The sequence below is a fragment of the Bacillus sp. Marseille-Q3570 genome (assembly GCF_946151055.1).
GTDB lineage: Bacteria > Bacillota > Bacilli > Bacillales > Fictibacillaceae > Pseudalkalibacillus.
The window spans coordinates 196,646-217,516 of record NZ_CAMGYZ010000008.1; the positions used below are offsets into that span (position 1 = coordinate 196,646).

A 20,871-nucleotide genomic window follows, 5' to 3' on the forward strand; every position below is an offset into this window, starting at 1 on the left:
TCCCATCAATCAAATATAAAAGCCCCGGAAAATGGTGATATACCTTAACCGGGGCTTTCGTATGTTCCACTTAAAGAAAGTATAAAACACTTGCTTCAGTATAAGTGCACAAGCTGGCGTCTTCGGAAACCATACATCGCAGGAAGGAAAAGCAATTGCTTTATCCAGGAACTAAAGGCTCAGCCTACACCAAAGTTTTGGCTTTACCAAGGTTTCTTTAAAGATGTGTGTTGGAGATGTCCAACGTAGTCCAGATAGCGGTTCAACGTAAGTGGTGTCTTCATTCCGAAATGGTTTTGGATCTGCTCACTATCATCCCCATCAAGAATGGCCTTGAGAATCGCCGTCCTTCTGAAATGTTGTGCAGATATTCCTTTACGAAGTCCAGCCCTTTGGATTTCCTGGCGTATCATTTTCTGGATTGCGATTTCAGTAAGGCGTTTCGGACGATCTTCCTCATAGCTCCACCTATAGGTCAGCCGCTGGAAATCAAAAGCGACGAAAAAGGGATCAGCACCGAATTGTGCAGGTCGGACTGACTCTGGTATTGATTGAAAGTAATCAAACAGGATTTCGTTTTCCTCTTGATCGAAGTTGATTTTCCGTTTCGCCGTTTGTTCGGTATTCGGAATCCACAATTCTTTTTGAATAAAGGAGATGTGACGTGTATCAATTGCACTGACCTCATGTAACGTCATACCGTGTCTGATCATGAGGGTGAGGATGGACAGATTCCGCTTTGATAACAAGTAGTGGGCTTTCAATTGATTTTCTGTCAACCCTTGTTCAGATGGAACGGTCTCAATGATTCTTTCGTGCTCATCCTCCGTAATGAACATTTCGTCCGTAAATCGTTCTTCCTCATCATTATGTATTTCAATTGAGGCAACAGGATTTTCTCCTATGATCTTTCTAGATATAAGGAAACGATGAAATTGATTCAATACACTGTACACCCGTTTCAGTGTTCGATACGAATAGGAACGTTCATTGATCAGAAAATCGAAATAGGATTGGACAAACCAGGGCGTGAAAATTTTATTGTCGTTGTATGAAAGCTTGTTAACACGTATCCATGCTAAATAATCTTCGAGGTCATACTTGTATCTTTTAACGGTAGAGGGTTGTCTGCCTCTTTTTTCAAGGTCCAGGACAAAATCGATCGCCGTTTGAGGTGTTTCCTGATTTGACATGATTTCTTACAAGCACCACCTTTATTCCTCGTTTTTTGCACTTAAAGAATGTATGATGACTTTCTTCAGAATTAGTGCAACTATAACAAAGCCTTCGCTAACGCTTGTCTTTACTAGTTTTCTTTAATTATATCATGGTTTTTCTGCTTGTATGTATAACAGCACCATAAACTTCAAACGCTATATAGTAAAATAGCGTGAGGTGGTTTGGATGTTTAAGAAGGTTATTGTCATCTTGTTAGCCGTCAATTTTCTAGCCGCTTGTAATAATGGTGACGAAGCGCTTGACCAGGCTTGGGAAGAAAACTATACCAATCCAGGAAAAACAAGAATCAGTCAAAACGGAAGTACACTCCAGAATAGTCCGCAAGTAAAAGAACGTGCCGGTGAAAGTGCTCAAGCGGAGGAAATGGTGAAGATGACCGAACAAGTAGATGGAGTGGAAAAAGCAGATGCAATCGTTACAGGAATGTATTCTGTGGTTGGAGCCAAATTAGAAAAGGGGGTAGATCAAAATGCTGTTGTTAATGAAATCTATTCCCGACTTGATGATATAAGTCAAGGAGCGAACGCTGTTGTAACCACCGATCCACAGCATTTGAAAAAAATGAATGAATGGGGGAAAGAAATCAAAAACCGTGGTTTCCATAAAGGGATTTATAATGAACTTGTGGCCATGATGAGTCAGATTCCAGCCCCTGAACGAGAAATCCATGAATCGAATCCTTCTAAAATGGACTTGGACAGAGAACGTATCAATCATTTACCAAATACGCCAAGATAACTCTCATATTTGAGGGTTATTTTTCGTTTTGGGTAGTCGCTGAGTGAATATACAATCTTTCAGCAGGGAACTAAGCATGTTGTCCAAATTAAGATGGAATCTGGACAGTGTAGGGGAGAATAAAGGAGAGCCTGTACCTATCAGGTCAGAATCGGAAAGGGAAATGGAAGGGGCAGATGTCCCGACAAACGCAGATCGGGAAAACCTGAAAGAAAGGAAAAAGATACTGTCACTAGGAGTGTGTTTCAACAGTTTTGAAAAATCCCCGATGATGACAGGTTGGAATTTTCCAAAAATTTCTCCGTTGACAAGCTTGTATATACAAGTATAAACTTGTTACCGAACATGTATATACAAGATAATGAAAGCGGTTAATAAATATTGGAAAAAGTAGTTGAAGTGGTGCAGGTTTTCTTTATATTTAAAGAAAGTTCAAATCCTTTCTTCAATATAAAGGCAACTAAGGCTCAGCAGCGCTAAGGCTTGGCAAAGCTCAAGTTTTCTTTATTTCAATCACTTGTAATCGTTTTCGTATGAGGAGGAGGACAACATGAGTGTTAGTCGTGAAGTTGTAGAAGAGATTGTGGCCGCCCTCGGAGGGAAGGAAAATATCCATACCGCAACTCATTGTGTTACACGTCTAAGATTGGTCTTGAATGACGAAGAGAAAGTTGATCATGACAAGTTGAATGGGATTGACCTGGTAAAAGGATCATTTTCGACAAACGGACAATTCCAGGTTGTCATCGGACAAGGAACAGTGGATGAAGTATACAAAAAAATGGTTGAAATCACAGGGATTGGCGAAGCGTCCAAAGATGATGTGAAAAGTGCTGCTGCAGAAAGGATGAATCCACTGCAAAAAGCAGTGAAAGTACTTGCGGATATTTTCATACCGATACTACCTGCAATCGTTACAGCTGGATTGTTGATGGGACTTAATAACATTTTGACTGGACCAGGAATATTTTATGACGAGAAATCAGTCATTGATGTACATCCTCAGTGGGGAGACCTTGCGGATATCATCAACCTCATTGCCAACACCGCATTCGTGTTCTTACCCGGACTGATTGGTTGGTCAGCGGTCAAGCGGTTTGGAGGAAGTCCGCTTTTAGGGATCGTTCTTGGTTTGATGCTTGTCCATCCTGATCTGTTAAATGCATGGGATTATGGAAAGGTAGTTGAAGAAGGCGGAAAAATACCAAAATGGAATCTGTTCGGAATGGATGTCGAGAAGGTAGGTTATCAGGGTCAAGTTCTACCAGTGTTAGTCGCAGCTTATGTGCTTGCTCGGATTGAACGATTCTTGAACTCTAAGATTCCAGATGCTTTCAAATTGCTGATCGTCGCTCCGGTTACACTGTTGATCACTGGATTCTTAGCCTTCATCGCTATCGGTCCAATCACATTTGCACTTGGAAACCTCATTACAGATGGGTTTGTAAGTATTTTCGATAATTTTGCTGCTTTAGGTGGAATCATTTACGGTGGCTTCTATTCATTGCTCGTTATCACGGGGATGCACCATACGTTCCTCGCAGTAGATTTGCAGTTGATATCAGCTACCGGCGGGACATTCCTGTGGCCGATGCTTGCGTTATCGAATATCGCCCAAGGTTCAGCAGCACTAGCGATGATGTACGTGTCTAAGGATGAGAAGTTGAAAGGTTTATCTATGACATCCGCAGTTTCAGCATATCTCGGTATCACTGAACCAGCGATGTTCGGTGTGAACATCCGTTTCAAATACCCATTCATTGCAGCTATGATCAGCTCGGCAATTGCCGGTTTGATCCTCATGCTGAATGGTGTAAAGGCGAACTCGATAGGTGTTGGAGGAATCCCAGGTTTCTTATCCATCGCTGAAGGTTACTGGGGTGCCTTTTTCATCGGAATGGGAATCGTGCTTGTACTGCCATTTATCCTCACGTACCTATACGGGAAATTTAAAAAACAATAACCATAACAAGGGATGGAGCATACAGAAACAGCTCCCTCCCTTTCATTCTTATATACATCTAATGGAAGGAAGGCGTCTATGCATACAGAATGGTGGAAAAAATCAGTTGTTTATCAAATTTATCCGAAAAGCTTCAACGATACGACAAAAAATGGAGTAGGGGACATCCTGGGAATTATCGAAAAACTGGATTATTTGAGAACACTGGGGATCGATGTCATCTGGCTGACACCGGTTTACGATTCCCCCCAAAAAGACAATGGTTATGATATCCGTGATTATTATAAAATCTATGAAGAATATGGCACAATGGAGGATTTTGAACGTTTGCTGAAGGAAGCGCATGAGAGGGACATCAAGGTGATCATGGATCTCGTGGTCAACCATACCTCAACGGAGCACGAATGGTTCCAACATGCACTGGCAAACCCTGATAGCAAATACCGGGACTATTATATATGGAAAAAAGGCAACGGAAATGAACCGCCGACCAATTGGCAATCTAAATTTGGAGGTTCGGCCTGGGAATTGGATTCAGAATCAGGAGAATATTACTTGCACCTTTTTGATGTTACACAAGCGGATTTGAATTGGGAGAATGAAGAACTTCGTCATGAAGTCTATGAGATGATGCATTACTGGTTCGAAAAAGGAATTGATGGTTTCAGACTGGATGTCATCAACCTCATTTCCAAAGATCAGCGTTTCCTGGATGATGACGGCAGCGTATCGCCAGGAGATGGAAGGAAGTTTTATACAGACTGCCCCAAAGTCCATGAATATCTGAATGAGATGAATGAAAACGTCTTTTCAGAATACGATGTCATGACGGTCGGAGAAATGTCCTCGACCACCGTGGATCACTGTATAAAATATACGTATCCTGATCGTAAGGAATTGAACATGACCTTTAACTTCCATCACTTGAAGGTCGATTATCCGAATGGGGAAAAATGGACGGAAGCTGATTTTGATTTCATCCAGTTGAAGAAGATTCTCTCCAAATGGCAGAAAGAAATGTATGAAGGTGGGGGATGGAATGCATTATTCTGGTGTAACCACGACCAGCCCCGCATCGTGTCCCGCTTCGGTGATGAAGGGCAATACAGGACTGAATCTGCGAAAATGCTTGCTACAACCATCCATATGATGCAAGGGACCCCATACATCTACCAGGGGGAAGAAATCGGGATGACCAACCCTGGATTTGATGAAATTGATTCCTACAGGGATGTAGAGTCGCTCAATGCTTTTGCATCTATGATTGAACAAGGGAAATCCGAGCGAGAGATCTTGAATATTTTAAAGCAGAAATCCAGGGATAATGCCAGGACACCAATGCAATGGAATGCGGAGGAACATGGAGGATTCTCCTCAGTAGACCCATGGATCGATGTCGCTTCCAATTATAAAGAAATCAACGCAGAAAATGCGCTGAAGGACAGAGATTCAGTTTTTTACCATTATAAAAGATTGATTGAACTTAGGAAGGAATTTGACATCATCACAACAGGTGACTACCAGTTGATTCTTGAAGATGACCAGAATATTTTTGCTTTTGTAAGGAATTCGGATGATGAGAAGCTCCTCGTTGTCAACAATTTCTATGGAAAAGAAGCACAGTTCAAGCTGCCGGCAGAAATTGATCTAAGTGGACTCGATTCGAAGGTATTGTTATCCAATTACTCGGATTCACCTGAAAATCATGAGTATATAAATCTTCGGCCATACGAATCCGTCGTTTTTTACTTTAAGAAGTCATGCTAAAATAGTAGTGGTGATGAAAGATGCAAAATAACAAATTCCTATCGATCTATCAAGATCTTCTAGAAAAAATCCAAAATAACACATATCGTCCTAAATCCAAGCTTCCATCTGAACATGAATTGACGGAGTTGTACGATACTTCTCGGGAGACGGCTCGTAAAGCACTCCATCTATTAGCTCAAAATGGCTATATCCAGAAGGTGAGAGGGAAAGGATCGATCGTACTTCCCTTCGATAAATTGAATTTCCCAGTGTCGGGACTCGTCAGTTTTAAGGAAGTATCTCAGAAGGTCGGCAAAAAGGTTGCGACACAAGTTCATGAACTTTGCTTGTACAAAGCAGATGAGGAGATCCAGAATCATTTGAATGTAAAGTCAGGGAAAAAAGTTTGGAAATTGATCCGTACTAGAGAGATTGATGGAGAACGGATCATTTTGGATAAAGATTACCTTCTTCAGGAAAAGGTGCCGACACTTACGAAAGAAGTTGGCGAAAATTCAATCTATGAATACCTTGAAGGTGAATTAGGGCTATCAATCAGCTTTGCGAAAAAAGAAATTACCGTTGAAGAAGTCGAACCTGAAGATGTTGAATTGCTGGATCTTGAAGGCCAAACCCACATCGTTGTGGTCAAGAATTACGTCTACCTGGAAGATACGAGCATCTTTCAATATACGGAATCAAGGCACCGCCTGGATAAATTCAGATTCGTCGACTTCGCAAGACGTGCTCACCTATAAGGGTTGGACTGTCACAGTTATAATAGCTGTGGCAGTTTTTTAGTTGATGATTCCAGAACAATCCATGTCAATTCCAGATTTTGAGGATAATCCTTGAATTTTCTTTCATAATTCTAGAAAACAGAACTATTGTGAAGGGCTTTATCTGTAAAAAAACAACGATATAGGCATCTGTCACACTTTGGTGATCTGGGCGTATAATATCCAAGAATCTGAAAGTGAGGTGAAGGTTCTTGCAACAAGCGATAACTCGAAATTCAAAAAGCCAGATCAACGTCGTCCTGAACTCGGGCTCTCCTTCATCTGCAACAAAAGAAGATTGGCTTTTGGATTCGAAAGAGCGTGAGAAGCATGCGCCTCTGAAGAAAATCCAAAAAGAATTAGGTACGCTAGTGGGAATGGAGGAATTAAAGGAATTAATCAATGAAATCTATGCATGGTTATATATAAATAAGTGCAGAGAGTCTGCAAATTTGAAAACGAACAAACAAGTGCTCCACATGATGTTCAAGGGAAATCCAGGAACCGGGAAAACAACCGTCGCACGGATGATCGGAAAGCTTTTTCATGATATGAATGTCTTATCAAAAGGGCATCTGATCGAAGCCGAGCGAGCTGATTTAGTTGGAGAATACATTGGACACACCGCTCAGAAAACAAGGGAACTTGTAAAAAAAGCACTAGGCGGTGTCTTATTCGTTGATGAAGCATACTCCCTTGCACGTGGCGGCGAAAAGGACTTCGGCAAAGAAGCGATTGATACACTTGTAAAAGCGATGGAGGATCAGCAAAATGAATTCATCCTTATCCTTGCCGGTTATTCGAAAGAGATGGAAAATTTCCTTACTCTGAATCCGGGGCTGCCATCTCGTTTCCCAGTCGTCGTCAGCTTCCCGGATTATACAGTTGATCAACTGATGGATATCGCAAGGCGGATGGTCAAGGAAAGAGAATATAAATTATCCTATGATGCTGAACGGAAACTGAAAATCCATCTGCAGCAAGTACGGTCCAAAGAAGGGAGTACATTTTCAAACGGAAGATACATCAGGAACCTGCTAGAAAAATCAATGCGGAAACAATCGATGCGATTGTTGAAGGAAGGGAAAGAGGATAGAGATTGCCTGGTGTTGATCACTGAGAGGGACCTCCATCTAGCAGAAACCCCCTGAATCTGATAAGATGTAGGCAGGTTTCAAGATAAAGAGGCAATGGCTCGATTAACTGCTTTTTATAATAATGAAGAGTCAACGCGATAAAGGCAGGGGAAAAGATTGGCAACACCATCCAACATAAAAGAACGGACGTTACTAATAGGGTGTCAAGTACAGGATAAGAATGACACCCTTTTTGAATCTTCAATGAATGAATTGGTCGCCCTGGTACAGACAGCGCAAGGTGAACCAGTTATGGAAGTGACCCAAAAGAGGGAACGGTTCCATCCTGCGACCTTGATCGGAAAAGGAAAGGTAGAGGAAGTCCGGACGCTCCTCGAGGAAATCGAGGTGGATTTGGTTGTTGTGAACCATGAATTGACACCAAGTCAAATCCGTAATTTAGGAGAAGCGCTGGACATAAAGGTGATCGATCGAACACAATTGATCCTTGATATTTTCGCTCAACGAGCAAAATCCCGTGAAGGTAAGCTGCAGGTCGAGCTTGCCCAATTGGAATATCTTTTACCCCGTTTAGCTGGACAAGGCGTTCAGCTATCACGGCTAGGTGGCGGAATCGGTACTCGAGGTCCTGGGGAAACCAAGCTCGAAACAGACCGCCGACACATCAGGAACCGGATCACCGACATCAAGAACCAGCTGAAAACGGTCGCTTCCCATAGACAGCGATATCGGGAAAGACGGAAAGCGAACCAAGTCTTCCAAATCGCTCTGGTCGGTTATACGAATGCAGGGAAATCCACCTGGTTCAATGCGTTGACGGATGCTGATTCATATCAGGAAGATCTGTTGTTCGCTACACTCGATCCGATGACACGAAAATTAAAGCTTCCCGCAGGTATGATAACGCTTTTGACAGATACGGTCGGGTTCATTCAGGATTTGCCTACCGGACTTGTCGCTGCTTTCCGCTCCACCCTGGAAGAGGTGACAGAGGCAGATCTGATCCTTCATATGGTGGATGCATCAGACCCTAACCGGGACAAGCATCAAGACACAGTCATGTCACTTTTGAATGAATTAGGAGCAGAGAAAATACCAGTCTTGACAGTCTATAATAAAGTCGATCGCAACCACGAACCGCTTCCAAATTACCAGGCGCTTTCCGTATCTGCATTCAGAAAAGAGGATCAGCGACGGATGCTCGAAACAATCGAAACAGAAATCAAATCATCGATGGAAGCTTATAAAGTCAGTGTAGCTTCTGATGAAGGCAAACTATTAAGCGATCTGCAACGACTGACGATCCTTGAGAAGAGGGAATGGGACGAAGAGCTCAGCAGGTACGTATGTGAAGGCTATGTCCATCCGACACTTCCCATACATGATAGAATCCAATCATTGAACAACTAGGAGATTAAGAAACAGAATGAATTCATTAAATCAAGATCGACAATTAGTTGAGTTTTCAAAAAAAATAGAAGAAAAAATCAGACCTGTACATGAGAAGGTCGACACTGTTGAAGCGTTCAATCAACAAAAAGTTTTATCGGCTTTTCGCAACCACCAGGTGAGTGACTTTCATTTCACTCCATCAACAGGTTATGGATATGACGATACTGGGCGGGATGTTCTTGAGAAAGTCTATGCAGAGGTGTTCGGTGCAGAAGCGGCACTCGTCCGCCCGCATATCATTTCTGGTACACATGCGATCTCCATTGCTCTTTCAGGAGTTCTCCGCCCGAAAGATGAACTTTTGTATATCACAGGAAAACCCTATGATACTCTCGAGGAAATCGTGGGGATACGCGGGGATGGTAAAGGATCATTGAAAGAGTTTGATATAACTTACCAGGCAATTGATCTTCTCTCAGATGGAGGAATTGATTACGATACGGTCAAGAAGAAAATCCATAGTCGAACAAATATGATTGGTATTCAACGTTCCAAAGGTTATTCGGATCGTTCTTCCTTCACAATCCACCAAATTAAAGAGATGGTTGAATTCGTTAAAAGCATCAAACCGGATGTCATCGTTTTTGTAGACAACTGCTATGGTGAGTTTGTAGAAATGGAAGAACCGACAAATGCTGGAGCGGATCTGATCGCAGGTTCACTCATCAAGAACCCGGGTGGAGGTCTTGCGAAAATCGGGGGATACCTCGCTGGACGTGAAGATTTGATTGATCTGTGTGCGTATCGATTGACCTCTCCTGGTCTAGGAAGAGAAGCAGGAGCCTCTTTGGATACTTTATTGGACATGTATCAAGGGTTTTTTCTCGCTCCGCATGTCGTAAGTCAATCATTGAAAGGTGCCGTGTTCACAGCAGCCTATTTAGAGGAATTAGGATTCGATACCTCACCGCGATGGGACAGTGAGCGAACTGATCTCGTCCAATCGGTGAAATTCCATGATGCGAATTTCATGATTCGTTTTTGTCAGGCGATCCAAAAGGCTTCTCCGGTCAATGCCCATGTGGTGCCTCATCCAAGCTATATGCCTGGTTATGAAGACGACGTGATTATGGCAGCCGGTACATTCATCCAGGGAGCGAGTATTGAATTATCGGCTGATGGACCGATACGTCCTCCATTTGAAGCATATGTCCAGGGCGGATTGACATATTCACATGTCAAGCTGGCGATCATGTCTGCTGTCCATGAATTGAAAGAATTTGGTTTAACAATAAAAGAATAGGGAATTTACTAAAGGGAGTGTGTGTTTCACTCTCTTTTTTCTTATGCAGAAAAAGAAATGTAAGGTTTTCTAACATTCTATTGACATAAAACCTTACATTGCATATACTATAAGTAATTCAAAGAGAGGAGGCACGATATGGGAGATCAAGTGAGAAGGAACATGCCCTTATTTCCCATGGGGATTGTGATGCAACTGACGGAGTTATCGGCACGGCAAATCCGTTATTATGAAGAAAACAAGTTGATAACGCCAGCTCGTTCAGAAGGGAATCGAAGGATGTTCTCCTTCAACGATGTTGACCGGTTGCTGGAAATCAAGTCTCTTCTTGAACGTGGAGTCAATTTAGCTGGAATTCGAGAGGTCTTTGAAATGAAAGAGAAGGGTATAAATCAAATGCCCCCTTATTATAAAAAAGAACCATCCGAAGCGGATCTCCACAAGCATTTAAAAAAAGAACTCTATCAAGCAGGTCGTTATGGGAAGACCTCATTGATTCAGGGAGAATTGTCTCGATTCTTCAATTGAATCAAGTATCATTTACAGGTAGTAATTGAAGTTTTTAAATCAAATAGGGAGGAAACAAAATGAGCTCGAAGTATTCGAAGGACCAAATTTTTAAAATGGTGAAAGAAGAAAACGTAAGATTCGTCCGACTACAATTTACAGATCTACTTGGTATCATCAAAAACGTGGAGATTCCTACAAGTCAGTTGGAAAAAGCACTTGATAACAAAATGATGTTCGACGGTTCATCTATCGAAGGATTTGTCCGTATCGAAGAATCTGATATGTACCTCTATCCTGATCTAGATACATTCGTTGTTTTCCCTTGGACATCCGAAAAAGGAAAAGTTGCACGTCTGATCTGTGATATCTATAACCCGGATGGTACCCCATTCGAAGGAGATCCCCGTGCTAACTTGAAGCGTGTACTTAAAGAAATGGAAGAGTTGGGATTCACTGATTTCAATATTGGTCCAGAGCCAGAATTCTTCCTGTTCAAAAATGATGAAAAAGGCGAACCTACTCTTGAATTGAATGATAAAGGCGGTTATTTCGACTTAGCCCCTACAGACCTTGGTGAAAATTGCCGCCGTGATATCGTGCTCGAACTTGAAGACATGGGCTTTGAAATTGAAGCTTCTCACCACGAAGTTGCTCCTGGACAGCATGAAATTGATTTCAAATATGCAGATGCAGTTACAACTTGTGATAACATCCAAACATTCAAACTCGTCGTCAAGACAATCGCTCGTAAACACGGATTGCACGCAACGTTCATGCCGAAGCCGTTATTTGGTGTAAACGGATCTGGAATGCATGCCAACATGTCCCTCTTCAAAGGAAAAGATAATGCGTTCTTCGACCAGAATTCTCAAACTCAGTTGAGTGAGACGGCAATGCAATTCCTATCAGGAATTGTAAAGCATGCTGAAGCATTCACGGCTATCACAAACCCAACCGTCAACTCCTATAAGCGTCTTGTACCTGGATATGAAGCACCTTGTTATGTTGCATGGTCTATGCAGAATCGTAGTCCGTTGGTCCGTATTCCGGCATCTAGAGGTGTGAGTACTCGTATCGAGGTCCGTAGTGTAGACCCGGCTGCTAACCCGTATCTTGCAATGGCAGCTATGCTTGCGGCAGGGCTTGACGGAATCAAGAACAAGATGGAAGCACCTACTCCGGTAGATCGTAACATCTACGCTATGGATAAGGAAGAGCGTGAAGAAGCGGGTATTCGTGACTTACCTGCAACATTGAGTGACGCATTAGAAAAGTTCAGAAAGAGCGAAGTCATGAAAGCTGCTCTCGGTGCTCACGCAACAGAACACTTCATTGAACTTAAAGAAATTGAATGGGATATGTTCCGTACACAAGTCCACCCTTGGGAACGCGAACAATATATCCAACTATACTAATAACTCTAAACCCTTGATACTATTGGTGTCAGGGGTTTTTCTTTTTTTGGTCAAATTATTAATTATCCTCACATGTGATGAATGACCAAAATTTGACCAAAAAATTTAATGATTTGGTTAAAAAAATGGTGACCAAAAATTGACGGCCTTATTCCACAAAAGGGCCAGATTGTTGAATAACTTATAGTAAGAAAGACTAACCTCCCAATCATAGGGAAGATTGGGAGGTTAGTCTGTTATTAACCCGATATTATTTTTTTACAGCATGGATGTAATGGATCGTTTCGAATGCAGACAAATAGTCTGTACGATTACGAAAGAATTGATTATTAATAGTAATAGGTGATAAATGTTCATAAATAAGTAAACCTGAGTTTTCTAACATTTTCTCCATTTCATCATAAGTAAAACATGATTTCATTGGCTCACCACTAGCTGAAGCCATTTGAACCATATTTCGAACTCGATTAGACATTCCTTTTTCTTCAAAAAGTTTGTCGTCTGCATAATCGAAAACGATAGAACTTCCTGATGGAATTTTGGTAAATAATTTATTAATCAAGTTGGCATTTTCCTCTTTTGTTAAATAATAAGAAACACCTAAAAGACTAAAGAAAGTTTTTTTGTTAGGCATAAAACCTTCTTCAACAAGATTTTGAACAGTAAATTCTTTGGTGAAATCCATTGAAACAAATTGAAGATTATCCGGAATTTGATAATTAGCATTTGCTAACCTTATCTTTTTAAAGTCTTGTGTGGTTGGAAGATCAACTTCAAATATTTCTAAGCTGTCGTTTAATTCTGGGTGTCGGAAACAAAAGGTATCTAATCCAGCTCCTAGAATGACATACTGTTCAACACCTAACAACAATTCATGAAATAAGACATTTTCGCAATAGGCAGCACGTGCTAAAGGAGTTGGAGAAAGTTGGACTTGTGTAATCCATTTTAAAATTTCATCTGGATGATCTTGAAACTTCTGTGCAATCTCATGATTAAAGAATTGAATTCCTTTATTCATGTTTTCACGAATATTTGCAAATTCTTTTTGGGTAATTAAATCTTTTGCAATACAATCATCAAAAATTTTGGGTATGTCATATTTACTGTGGTATGCACGACCAAAGGCTGATATTAAGGAAGTTAAACTTGATTCATTTTTCTCCATACATTAACCCTCCCATATAACAAAAATAAGATTCCCCTGGCCAGGAGAACCTTATTATACACGCAAACAATTTAACTGTAAATTATAGCATAAATAAAATTTTTTGTCAATAAAAACGTTTTATATTATGATAACTAATAAATCCCCTTGTAGTAAATTAAGATATTTTTCTTTATATTATGGTAGAAATTCTATTTTAAGTAATAAAGGATATTGCTCAACAATCGGGCGCTTTAATGGAATAACACTCTCCGGAAAAATATAAAATTGGCGTCCTCAATAATCAATCATATGAGTACGCCATTCATTTTTATCACCAGTTACTACAATATGAAAAACAGCGTTAATAAAAATAACCTTTACTTATAAACATTTTTCATATACTCTTCGTATTTACCCAAGGTATCTTTCTCGATCCTTTTTGAAATATGGGCATATACATCTGATGTAATTTGAACGCTACCATGACCTAAACGTTCCTGGACATACTTCATATCAGCACCAGCTTCCAACAACAAAACAGCATGTGTATGTCGTAAAGAGTGAATCGGTACAAGCGGGAGGTCTGCTCGTTTTAAAATACGTTCAAAGGCATTAAATAATGTTGATTTTGGCATAATGTCCCCGTTATTCCGACATAGCACTAAGTTAAGATCATGATGGTAAATTTCATTCAATGCAATTTTATTTTGGTTTTGATACTTCATGTGGAAGTGTAAGTCATTAAGTAAGCCTTTGCTGATCGTTATTGTCCTTTTGGAACTATAAGTTTTTGGTTCACCAAATAGTTCAGATTTGTCTTTAGCATTAAAATCAAGCGTTTTATTGATGGAAACCAATCCTTCTTTTAAGTCAAAATCCGTCCACTGCAAAGCAGCTGCCTCTCCTTTTCGCATACCTGTTTCAATTAGCACTTTAAAAAATATCCAATAAACATAGTTATATTTATATGCTTCTTTCAGGAATCGAGAGATATCTTCTGTCTCAATGAATTTCAAAGAGTTATCTTTTTGCTTACCCTTAATCGTCACTCCTGAGCAAGGATTTTTATCAAGTTTTCCTAATGTTACAGCCTTCTCAAGTGCGTTATACATGGTTGTGTGGATGATTTCTACAGTACGTTTACTATAACCTTGAGCTGTCAAATGGTTTAAAAATTTCTGATACATGATTGGTTTAACATTTGAAAGTTGGATGTTTTTAAAATAGGGGTGAATGTATTTAGTGATGTTACGTTCATGAAGCTGGTAAGTGTTTTTTCTTACTTCTCCCTTCTTGTACTCTATTAACCAATCCTGTAAAAAAGTTATCAGACTTGCGGGAGCCTGTTCGTATCCTTCCGCAAGTTTTAATTCTGCTTTTGCGGCAGCTAATTTTGCCTCCGGTTTTGTCCTGAAACCACCTTTTGATTTCAATTTATATTTTTGAGTGAAAGGGTCCTTATATGATATTCGATATTCCCACTTATCGCCGCGCTTTCTAAATGTAGCCAATACATTACCTCCTAATATGAAATAGTGAACGACGGGCATCTCCGGAATAGGGAACTTAATTTAAGTAATCTTAAATGGGTCTAAATGGTTATGTTTTTAAAGAGTCAGTGTTGATTAATCCATCTTCGAGGAAAGTAGAAGTTGCACCACACTTGTGACAATACCTCGCATTGATATTTAATCGTTCTCTACATCCGCCAGGGTGAGCATGCCACTTAATATTTTCTTGTAATCTATAACTTTTATTACAATGAAAGCCTGTACACTTGTTAATAATATAAGTACCACATATCTTACAATAATTTGATTCAATACTGATCTCATCGTATTTGCATCTTGGACATCTCTTAACCGTCTTATCCGGTCTATCAACATCGATTGTGTTCACTATAGAAGTTTGTTTATCACTGAAGCCTTTGACTAAATCATCATGTCCACACGATGGACAAAAGTGAGCGTTTTGTTCAAAAAAAGTGAAATTACACTCTTTACATCGCCTGCAATTTTTTAGTTTTTTAATAAAATCTGAGAATAGTTGAAGTACTGGATTATTTGGAGGATACTTGATACCAAATTGAGCTCCTTGTTTAAGAAACTTATAGACATTGACGGAAGCTTCACCTGATATGTCGCATATATTTGAGATGTTGCTAGGGTTCGTTACGTTCAGTTCGTTTAAAACAGGAGGAGGTGCTAACAGTTCTCGGGCGAAACAATTCGCCTCACTTTCGAACTCGTTATATTCCTCTTCGGTAAGGGAACTTCTTGCAAGGGAAGACTTATTGTTTCGTTTATTATGATTCAAGATATAATGACCCAATTCATGAGCGAGGGTCCATCTCTTTCTACCTTTGTTCGCTATCCTATCGTTATAAAGAATTAAATACTCATCGAGAGAATCATAATATAGACAGCAACCCTCGTCACTATCCACGAGATCACATACCTCTCTATGTGAATAGCCTCGCTTTTTGGCAAACCAGGAATACGTCCTCACTTTCAAATCCGGAAAGCTTTTAACGATCTTTTTCACTCTTACAGGTAATTCACGAATATTGTTTTCCTTTAGCACATCCTTTGCGTATTGTTGTGCCTTGACGAAGTCTGCTTTATAAGTCGTCTTCTTCGTCATCCAGATCACCCTCTTCATTTTCTGCATCAAGAAATGAGAGCTTCAACATCTTTATCATATTTTCTAATCTTTCTCTATCTTTACCGGTAAGGCGAGTTCTTTGTCTCTGGATCTGTTTCAAGTCATTGTCATCCAAGGAGACATTCGTATACGGATCATTTGTGCTTCCCAATAAATAATCAGTCGTAACATTGAAAACTTGTGACATTTCTATCAAGACATTCCCTGGAGGAACAACTCTACCGGATTCATAATTCGCCACATTGGATCGTTTCATTTTCAACTTATTCGCTAATTCATCTTGAGAGAAATTATTATCTAGTCTACATTTCCGAATACGCTTTCCGATAAGCTTTTTTCTTTCTTCATCCATATTTGTTCCTCCTAAAAACTGAAAATGTTTATAAAAATGACGTTTTTACCATTGACATGCTTTATGTTGACGTGTTACGGTGCGGATGTCAATTAAAAACACAAAACAGAAAAGGGTGATATTTTGGAAAACATAACACTTCGGCGCGCCAGATTCCGGTCACTACGTCAAAAGTTCAATGTTTCCCAACGACAGTTATCAATTGATCTGAATGTAAGTGAAAGCCACATTCGCAATATCGAAAGTGGCAGAGGGAACCCAGATGCAAAGTTGTTATTCAGATTGACCAACTATTTTGAAACCACCCCGGAATTTTTATTCCCTGATTTGGCTGCTGTTAGGATCGAAAGGTTTGTTAACAAAACATACTGTCATTATTATAAACCTTCTGTTTAATTCCCACAACAAAGGATTGTCTCACTGTTGAATCAAGAGGAGGGTTCAATATGGCGAATCAGCTCGAACAAGTAGAAAGAAATCCGAAGCTCATTGAAGTACAGGTCGATGAGGAAGCGATAAAACAGATGTACATGGAAGCTATCGAAAGACGGATCGAAAAGCTTGATAAGGACATGGTCTATTGGGATTCCAATGAACTGAAAAGAAGAACGTGCATGAGTTGGAATACGATCCTAAACAACTTTTTCTATGAAAAGGAATTTCCCAAAATCAAAGTCGGCGGGAAGTGGTATTTTCCAGCAGCTGAGACGAAACAGTACCTTAAAAGATGGCTTTACGGGATGAAGTGAGTAGCATTCGATCAAGGAGGGTTAACAATGCCTGAAGTAAAATGGATCAAGCTGAGTACTCAAATGTTTGAAGATGAAAAGATCAAACTGATCGAGTGCATGCCTGAATCCGATGCTTTGCTCATCATTTGGATCAAACTGTTGACACAGGCAGGGAAGACGAATGCGAATGGCTACATTTACTTGAATGAAACAATTCCCTACACCGATGAAATGCTCGCAACGATTTTCAATCGTCCGCTTAATATCGTCAGGCTCGCACTGAAAACATTCGAGGAATTCGGGATGATCGAAATCAAGGACGACCAATTTATCACCATCAGTAACTGGGAGAAGCATCAGAACGTTGAAGGGCTTGATAAAATCCGCAAACAGACCCGGGATCGAGTAGCTAAACACAGGGAAAAGAAACGGCTCCAATCACGTAACGGTACATGTAACGTTACAGTAACGGATGGTAACGCAACAGATATAGAAGAAGAATTAGATAAAGAAATAGATTTAAAGAAATATAAAAAAGAAAATCAAACGAAAAAGCAATCCACTATTAATCAGAAAGCCTATGACTTATACAAACAAAAAATCGGAAAAGCCAATACGGAAATCCAAAAAGAAATCGAAGTATGGACAAAAGTTTTAAACGAAGAACTTGTCATCGAAGCATTGAACCGATCGATCCAAACCAAGAGACCATCATGGAATTACTCAAGAGCAATTCTGACAAATTGGGTTCGCAGCAACGTTCAGAACCTTAATGATGTAGAAGCGCTTGATCTTGAATTTGCAAATAGTCGGAAGGAGGATGACGATGGAAAACCGTCTGCAAACCATCATGAAGACTCTCCAAGAGAAGCATTTTCCATTACAGGAGGACAGACAGGTCGAATCAATAGTAGAGGATCATGAGTGTACGGAATGTAAAGACAAAGGGTTCATCCTGTATCGCGTTCATAAGGATACGGAATGGAAATGGGATGAACAAAAACAGATGTGTGTACCTACCAGTAAGGTGCTTGAGTCGGACTATCATCTCGGAAAAGTATGCACCCCCGATAAGGCATGGGAATGGCATGATCGTTTTTCAGAAAAATGCAGCTGTATCAAACAGAGAAATATCGAAATGCTCCTCCAGTCATCAGAAATTACAGAATCATTCAGACAAAATAACTTCAAAAATTTCGTGATCCAGGGGAAAGACCAGATGATCAAAGATGCCTACCAGTGTGCAAAAGAGTATATTTTAGATTTCATGGATATCCAAACCACAAGAAGGAACAGCATTGCATTGTTAGGACAGCCTGGCGCAGGGAAAACACATCTTCTTACAGCCATTTCAAACCACTTGATGATCGATAAACAAGTCTCCGTCCTTTATTTTCCTTATGTCGAAGGATTTGATGATCTAAAAAATGACTTCGAAAAGCTGGAAGGAAAAATGGAACGGATGAAGAAAACATATGTTCTTTTCATCGATGATCTGTTCAAACCGATCGGCAAGAACAGGAAACCACGAGCAACGGAATGGCAAATTGAGAAAATATATTCTCTTGTGAACTATAAGTACCTGAATAATTTACCTATTCTCATTTCATCCGAATTGACCATCGACGAACTGGAGGCTATCGATGAGGCGCTCGGATCTCGTATTTATGATATGTGTAAAGACTATACCGTCATCATCCGAGGAGATAAAAGAACTTTGAACCAGCGGTTAGGATAACGAAACGAAGTAATGCTTTGTCTGGATAAAAAATTAACTTTGCTGAATCTGAAAAGTTATAAAAAGGATGTGTAGGGATGTCGAAGTCCATCAATCAATTCAAAGTCACGATTGTCAAAGGTCCCTTAGCACAGAAAGAAAAATTGCAGTCCACCGCATGGGCGTTCATGGCGGACATTGTAAAAAATGAGCTGGATAAAGGAGAGGTGGGACAATTCCGTAAGACCAGAAGCAATTAAAAAATAAAAGTGTTTTACAATATCTTGAAATAACATTTTTAGATAGATTTTATATGCGCAGACGTTAACTCCAACGATTAGGTGCAAGAATTAGAGTTAAAAATCTCTTTAATAAGTATTTAATTCAGGGGTGTAATTTTTTAAAGGATAACTGGGTTTTATCTAATGATACCGGGCATCTGCGCCTCTATTTTTTCTTCGCTATCGCTGTGAAAGTACGTTGACCTCACACAGACAACATCATCCTGTGTGAGGTCAACGTACCACGACGGCGCAGATGCCCGAAATGTAAATGTTTTGTACGAACTGTTGTATTTGGAAAAAGAGGATGATAATATACAACTATAATTTCTTATGAATAGTGAATATTGTCAAAATTCAGAAGAGGAAGGAGGTTTTCGACAATTGCAAGCCAGCCAATCAGGTATATTGGCAGCGAAGCAAGAAAAAGTGCTGGAAGTGATCAATCGGTTCGGGGTCATCTCATCCACCCAACTGGTCGACTATCTGGAAGGTGAAATCAGCCATGTCACGGTCTATAACACGAAGAAGAAACTCCTTTCATTAGGATTCATCACGGAAAAGAAAATCGGATATACCCTTGTGCTTGCTGTTAGGCCGAGGGGTGTCGACTATCTTGGAAGCCCACTCACGCCTTTTACGAAGTTGAACTTTGGAATGTCTTTCATGTGGTGAAGTCTATTATAGTCAACCATATGATTTTGATAAAACAATTAACAAAGTTAAGAGACTAACAAAAGATTGAGCAGTTATAGGAATAGGATGTAAGAAAATAATGTCCTTACAAGGTGAATGGCGGGCTTTAGAAGATATATATGGTCAAAAATATACTTGTGGTCATTGTAATACTGAAACTTCGGCAATTGGTGGTTATGTCTTACAAAGAAGGGATGAACAAGGCTTTTGGGAAGAAGGTTCATATCTATTAGTATGTACAGGTTGTAACTTCCCAACTTTTTTACAAGCCGATTTAAGTATTCAAATACCAAACCCAAAGGTTCTATCAAATGTTGAACACCTACCAGAATCTCTAGCAAAGTTATTTAGGGAAACTAGGGAGGCAATCTCTTCAGACTTATATAATTCAACGGTATTACTTTGCAGAAAAATGTTAATGAACCTAGCTGTGCAAGAAGGAGCAGAAGAGAACAAGACATTCGTTTTTTATGTTAATTATATTGAAGAAAATGCATACATAACGGTTAAAATGAAACCTTGGGTAGATAAAATAAGACGAATAGGTAATACTGCAACGCATGAAATCCCAGATGTAAGTAAAGAAGAAGCATTTGTTGCATTTGAATTTTTAGTAATGCTATTAAAACTAGCCTATGAATTTCCTGTAAAAATGGAATCATAGATAAGTGGTATAAGACTGTTTTGCAGGTGGTCTTTTAGCAATACTTTATAAAAAATAAATGTAATTTTTGTTAAAAAAAGGATTTAGTAATTTAAGATAGAAACAATAAATAATATTTTAAAGTAATTAAAATAAAATAAAGTTAGGGGGAAGGGTGATGTTAATGGTTAAAACTGAAAAAGTAAAGGCTTTGGATTTGGCTAAATGGTTTATTAAGCATGATTTCGATAAACCCAAAAATACCATTGAAGGCAATAGCAAACTTCAAAATTTAATTTATTTTTCTCAACTAATCCATCTTGCTAAAAATGGCGACACCCTATTTAATGATAAGATTTATGCTTCTGAGAATGGATCAGTGATCGAACCTATAAATAAACAATATTATGATAAAGATTTTATTTCGGAAGCATCTGTATATAATGGTGAAT

At 39.6% G+C, this 20,871-nt stretch carries 23 protein-coding genes; 18 read left to right on the forward strand and 5 right to left on the reverse strand.

Features of this window, described 5'->3' with window-relative positions; translation table 11 throughout:
• Window positions 1-203: 203 nt before the first annotated feature.
• Entirely contained in the window at window positions 204-1,193 is a 990-nt protein-coding gene (locus N8M93_RS14590) for a tyrosine-type recombinase/integrase (RefSeq protein ID WP_261133008.1), read from the reverse strand.
• A gap of 211 nt (window positions 1,194-1,404) precedes the next feature.
• On the opposite strand from N8M93_RS14590, the gene N8M93_RS14595 reads away from it, so the two are divergent.
• The 10 genes from N8M93_RS14595 (at window position 1,405) to glnA (ending at window position 12,185) form a co-directional block, all read left to right on the forward strand.
• Entirely contained in the window at window positions 1,405-1,977 is a 573-nt protein-coding gene (locus N8M93_RS14595; RefSeq protein ID WP_261133010.1) for a YhcN/YlaJ family sporulation lipoprotein, read from the forward strand.
• 76 nt (window positions 1,978-2,053) lie between these two features.
• On the forward strand, window positions 2,054-2,308 hold the full coding sequence (locus N8M93_RS14600; protein WP_261133011.1) for a hypothetical protein: 255 nt from the start codon (window positions 2,054-2,056) through the stop codon (window positions 2,306-2,308).
• A 219-nt stretch (window positions 2,309-2,527) separates the two neighbouring features.
• The gene (gene treP, locus N8M93_RS14605; RefSeq protein WP_261133013.1) at window positions 2,528-3,940 is read left to right on the forward strand and encodes a PTS system trehalose-specific EIIBC component; all 1,413 of its coding nucleotides are present in this window, start codon (window positions 2,528-2,530) and stop codon (window positions 3,938-3,940) included.
• Window positions 3,941-4,018: 78 nt separating this feature from the next.
• Window positions 4,019-5,707 (forward strand): alpha,alpha-phosphotrehalase, encoded by a 1,689-nt coding sequence (gene treC, locus N8M93_RS14610; protein ID WP_261133015.1) that lies wholly within the window; start codon window positions 4,019-4,021, stop codon window positions 5,705-5,707.
• A 20-nt stretch (window positions 5,708-5,727) separates the two neighbouring features.
• Window positions 5,728-6,447, forward strand: a complete 720-nt coding sequence (treR, locus tag N8M93_RS14615) for a trehalose operon repressor (protein ID WP_261133017.1) — start codon at window positions 5,728-5,730, stop codon at window positions 6,445-6,447.
• 233 nt (window positions 6,448-6,680) lie between these two features.
• Window positions 6,681-7,619: a stage V sporulation protein K gene (gene spoVK, locus N8M93_RS14620; protein WP_261133019.1), complete on the forward strand. Its 939-nt coding sequence runs from the start codon at window positions 6,681-6,683 to the stop codon at window positions 7,617-7,619.
• A 102-nt stretch (window positions 7,620-7,721) separates the two neighbouring features.
• Window positions 7,722-8,975 (forward strand): GTPase HflX, encoded by a 1,254-nt coding sequence (gene hflX, locus N8M93_RS14625; protein WP_261133021.1) that lies wholly within the window; start codon window positions 7,722-7,724, stop codon window positions 8,973-8,975.
• 16 nt (window positions 8,976-8,991) lie between these two features.
• Window positions 8,992-10,260 (forward strand): methionine gamma-lyase family protein, encoded by a 1,269-nt coding sequence (locus tag N8M93_RS14630; protein ID WP_261133023.1) that lies wholly within the window; start codon window positions 8,992-8,994, stop codon window positions 10,258-10,260.
• Window positions 10,261-10,398: 138 nt separating this feature from the next.
• The gene (locus tag N8M93_RS14635; protein WP_261133025.1) at window positions 10,399-10,788 is read left to right on the forward strand and encodes a MerR family transcriptional regulator; all 390 of its coding nucleotides are present in this window, start codon (window positions 10,399-10,401) and stop codon (window positions 10,786-10,788) included.
• A 59-nt stretch (window positions 10,789-10,847) separates the two neighbouring features.
• Window positions 10,848-12,185: a type I glutamate--ammonia ligase gene (glnA, locus tag N8M93_RS14640; protein WP_261133028.1), complete on the forward strand. Its 1,338-nt coding sequence runs from the start codon at window positions 10,848-10,850 to the stop codon at window positions 12,183-12,185.
• 250 nt (window positions 12,186-12,435) lie between these two features.
• Here glnA and N8M93_RS14645 read toward each other — a convergent pair whose 3' ends face one another.
• From N8M93_RS14645 to N8M93_RS14660, 4 genes are all read right to left on the reverse strand, one after another.
• Window positions 12,436-13,353: a class I SAM-dependent methyltransferase gene (locus N8M93_RS14645; protein ID WP_261133030.1), complete on the reverse strand. Its 918-nt coding sequence runs from the start codon at window positions 13,351-13,353 to the stop codon at window positions 12,436-12,438.
• Window positions 13,354-13,712: 359 nt separating this feature from the next.
• Window positions 13,713-14,846, reverse strand: a complete 1,134-nt coding sequence (locus N8M93_RS14650) for a site-specific integrase (RefSeq protein ID WP_261133031.1) — start codon at window positions 14,844-14,846, stop codon at window positions 13,713-13,715.
• Window positions 14,847-14,934: 88 nt separating this feature from the next.
• Entirely contained in the window at window positions 14,935-15,978 is a 1,044-nt protein-coding gene (locus N8M93_RS14655; RefSeq protein WP_261133035.1) for an ImmA/IrrE family metallo-endopeptidase, read from the reverse strand.
• Complete coding sequence (locus N8M93_RS14660) at window positions 15,956-16,351, reverse strand: helix-turn-helix domain-containing protein (RefSeq protein ID WP_261133037.1); 396 nt, start codon at window positions 16,349-16,351, stop codon at window positions 15,956-15,958. Before N8M93_RS14660 ends, N8M93_RS14655 begins: the two co-directional genes overlap by 23 nt.
• 123 nt (window positions 16,352-16,474) lie before the next feature.
• On the opposite strand from N8M93_RS14660, the gene N8M93_RS14665 reads away from it, so the two are divergent.
• From N8M93_RS14665 to N8M93_RS14700, 8 genes are all read left to right on the forward strand, one after another.
• Entirely contained in the window at window positions 16,475-16,747 is a 273-nt protein-coding gene (locus tag N8M93_RS14665) for a helix-turn-helix domain-containing protein (RefSeq protein ID WP_261133039.1), read from the forward strand.
• A 50-nt stretch (window positions 16,748-16,797) separates the two neighbouring features.
• Window positions 16,798-17,100, forward strand: a complete 303-nt coding sequence (locus N8M93_RS14670) for a group-specific protein (RefSeq protein WP_261133041.1) — start codon at window positions 16,798-16,800, stop codon at window positions 17,098-17,100.
• A gap of 27 nt (window positions 17,101-17,127) precedes the next feature.
• Window positions 17,128-18,006, forward strand: coding sequence for a phage replisome organizer N-terminal domain-containing protein (locus N8M93_RS14675; protein WP_261133043.1), 879 nt, complete (start codon window positions 17,128-17,130; stop codon window positions 18,004-18,006).
• Complete coding sequence (locus N8M93_RS14680; RefSeq protein ID WP_261133045.1) at window positions 17,909-18,820, forward strand: DnaA ATPase domain-containing protein; 912 nt, start codon at window positions 17,909-17,911, stop codon at window positions 18,818-18,820. The genes N8M93_RS14675 and N8M93_RS14680 overlap by 98 nt, the downstream gene beginning before the upstream one ends.
• A gap of 77 nt (window positions 18,821-18,897) precedes the next feature.
• Window positions 18,898-19,059, forward strand: a complete 162-nt coding sequence (locus N8M93_RS14685; RefSeq protein WP_261133046.1) for a hypothetical protein — start codon at window positions 18,898-18,900, stop codon at window positions 19,057-19,059.
• A gap of 405 nt (window positions 19,060-19,464) precedes the next feature.
• Window positions 19,465-19,755 carry a hypothetical protein gene (locus N8M93_RS14690; RefSeq protein ID WP_261133048.1) on the forward strand — a complete coding sequence of 97 codons (291 nt, stop codon included), beginning with the start codon at window positions 19,465-19,467 and terminating at the stop codon, window positions 19,753-19,755.
• A gap of 100 nt (window positions 19,756-19,855) precedes the next feature.
• Window positions 19,856-20,440, forward strand: coding sequence for a DUF4145 domain-containing protein (locus N8M93_RS14695; RefSeq protein WP_261133050.1), 585 nt, complete (start codon window positions 19,856-19,858; stop codon window positions 20,438-20,440).
• Between the two features lie 157 nt (window positions 20,441-20,597).
• On the forward strand, window positions 20,598-20,871 hold a 274-nt coding region (locus N8M93_RS14700; protein WP_261133052.1), incomplete at its 3' end, for a hypothetical protein.